General features: G+C 61.1%; 2 protein-coding genes. Both read right to left on the bottom strand.

Features of this window, described 5'->3' with window-relative positions:
* The coding region (locus tag EN750_RS27335) for a glycogen/starch/alpha-glucan phosphorylase (protein ID WP_145967952.1) at positions 1–2,043 on the bottom strand (2,043 nt) is incomplete at its 3' end.
* Positions 2,044–2,277: 234 nt separating this feature from the next.
* Positions 2,278–2,885: ATP-binding cassette domain-containing protein (locus EN750_RS27330; RefSeq protein ID WP_145967951.1), on the bottom strand; the 608-nt coding region annotated here is incomplete at its 5' end.

Raw genomic sequence — 2,885 nt, 5'->3', positions numbered from 1 at the left:
GGTCAGCGCGCCGTTGAGCGCGAACTTCATGTTGCCGGTGCCCGACGCTTCCATGCCGGCAGTCGAGATCTGCTCGGAAAGGTCGGCCGCCGGCATCATGATCTCGGCCAGACTGACATTGTAATTCGGCACGAACACCACCTTCAGCAGACCGCGCACGGCCGGATCGCGGTTGATGACTTTTGCGACATCGTTGGCGAGTTTGATGATCAGCTTGGCATTGTGGTAGCTGGGCGCCGCCTTGCCGCCGAAGAATTTCACGCGCGGCATCCAGTCGCGCTCGGGGTGCGAGCGGATCTGGTCATAGAGGGCGATCGCCTCGAGAATGTTCAGAAGCTGGCGCTTGTATTCGTGGATGCGTTTGATCTGGATGTCGAAAAGCGCCGAAGGATCGACCTTGATGCCGAGCCGATCGGCGACGAGGTTGGCCAATCGCGCCTTATTGGCGCGCTTGACGGCGGCGAACTTGTCGCGAAAGGCGGCGTCGCCGGCGAAACCGTCGAGATCCTTAATGGCGTCGATGTCATCGAGAAAACGGTCGCCGATCGCCTCACGGGCGAGCGACGTCAGTCCGGGATTGCATTGGATCAACCAGCGCCGCGGCGTGATGCCGTTGGTCTTGTTGTTGATACGATCGGGATAGAGCTTGTGCAGATCGGCGAACACCGTCTCCTTCATCAGGTCGGTGTGAAGAGCCGAAACGCCGTTGATGGAATGCGAGCCGACAAAGGCCAGATTGCCCATGCGCACCCGACGGTCGCCATTTTCCTGGATCAGCGAGATGCGGCCAATCTGCTCGTCCGAGAACTGGTTGGAAGCACGCGCCTCCAGAAGCACTTCAGCGTTGATGGCATAGACGATCTGCATGTGGCGCGGCAAAAGCCGCTCGAACAGCGGCACCGGCCAGCTTTCCAGCGCCTCGGGCAGCAGTGTGTGGTTGGTGTAGCCGAAGGTGCGCTGGGTGATATCCCAGGCCTGGTCGAAGTCCATGCCGTGGACGTCCATCAACAGGCGCATCAACTCCGCCACAGCGATGGCCGGATGAGTATCATTAAGATGGATCGCCGCCTTGTCGGGCAGCGACTTCAGGTCGCCATATTGGCTCAGATGGCGCTGCACGATGTCCTGCAGCGAGGCGGTAGAGAAGAAATACTCCTGCCGAAGCCGCAGTTCCTGCCCGGCTTTGTGGGAATCGGCGGGATAGAGCACGCGCGACAAGGCATCGGCCTTGTTGCTTTCGGCGAGCGCGCCGATGTGGTCGCCGGCATTGAATTTGTCGAGCAGGATCGGATCGATCGGCATGCCCGACCAGAGCCGCAGCGTGTTGACGCGATTGGCCCGCCAGCCGACGACGGGCGTGTCATAGGCGACGGCCAGCACATGCTCGGTCGGTTTCCAGACATGGCGTTCGAGGCGCCCGTCCTTGGAGGTGATCGATTCCACCGAACCGCCGAAACCAACCTCGAAGGAGCGTTCGCGACGTTCGAATTCCCACGGGTTACCGTGATCAAGCCAGGTCTCTGGCAGTTCGACCTGCCAGCCGTCGTGAATCTCCTGCCGGAACATGCCATTGGCATAGCGGATGCCGTAGCCATGCGCCGGAATGTCGACGGTCGCCATGCTTTCCATGAAGCAGGCCGCGAGCCGGCCGAGGCCGCCATTGCCGAGCGCCGCATCGGGCTCGAGTGCTGCAATCAAGTCGAGATCGACACCGAGAGAGGACAGCGCCTCGCGCATGTTGTCCATCAGGCCCAGATTGGAGAAGGCATCGCGCATCAGGCGGCCGATGAGGAATTCCAGCGACAGATAATAGACGCGCTTTTCCTTCTGGTCGTAAGCCTCTCTCGTCGCCTGCATCCAGTGATCGACGATCCGGTCGCGCACGACCTTGATCGAGGCGGTCAGCCAGTCGTACTGGGTCGCAACGGTGGTGTCCTTGCCGACCCTGTATTTGAGGGCAACCAAGACTTCACGTGCGAGTGTCTTTGGGTCAGGATTTTCGAGCAGTGGAGGAAGGGGTTCGGATGTCATCGCGCTCGTCATGATGCCTCTCGTGCGGTTGCCATGATCATACCGGCTTTCATCGCTCCTCCCAGCCCATGCTAGCTGATACCGCCATATATTCAATCGATTTAAACAGGTTCGATCCGGCTTGCCCCCTGCGGCAATTTGGCAATTCTGAAGGGTGACGCGCCAAGACGGCCCGCGCGCCGCGCTTCAAATCCCTGTTCCGTGCTTGCCGTTGTCGCCATGCGCCAGCCACTTGGGCGAGATGTATCAAGCCGCCAGCGCCGCCTCCGGCGGGGCCTTGGCTCCTGTCATGAAGGCGACGGCGTCGGACATCGTATATTGCTTGGGGTCGATGACGGCGAGGCGACGGCCCAGCCGATGGATGTGAATGCGATCGGCCACTTCGAAGACATGCGGCATGTTATGCGAGATCAGCACGATCGGGAGGCCGCGCTTCTTGACGTCGAGGATCAACTCGAGCACGCGGCGGCTTTCCTTGACGCCAAGGGCGGCCGTCGGCTCGTCCATGATCACCACACGACTGCCAAAGGCGGCCGCACGCGCCACGGCAACGCCCTGCCTTTGGCCGCCCGAGAGCGTCTCCACAGCCTGGCTGATGTTCTGGATGGTCATCAGGCCAAGTTCGGTAAGCTTGTCGCGGGCGCGCTTTTCCATCGCCGGGCGATCGAGCATGCGAAGCCAATCGCCCAGAAAACCCGGTTTACGGATTTCGCGGCCAAGGAACATGTTGTCGGCGATTGACAGCGCCGGCGACAGCGCCAGGTTCTGGTAGACGGTCTCGATGCCGGCTTCGCGGGCCTCCATCGGCGATTTGAAGGAGACGGGTTTTCCTTCGAGCCGGATCTCGCCTTCAT

It is taken from the genome of Mesorhizobium sp. M7A.F.Ca.ET.027.03.2.1 (assembly GCF_003999175.1).
Taxonomy (GTDB): domain Bacteria; phylum Pseudomonadota; class Alphaproteobacteria; order Rhizobiales; family Rhizobiaceae; genus Mesorhizobium.
The sequence above is the reverse complement of the archived record's forward strand: the minus strand, read 5'-3'. Positions and strand labels throughout refer to the sequence as shown.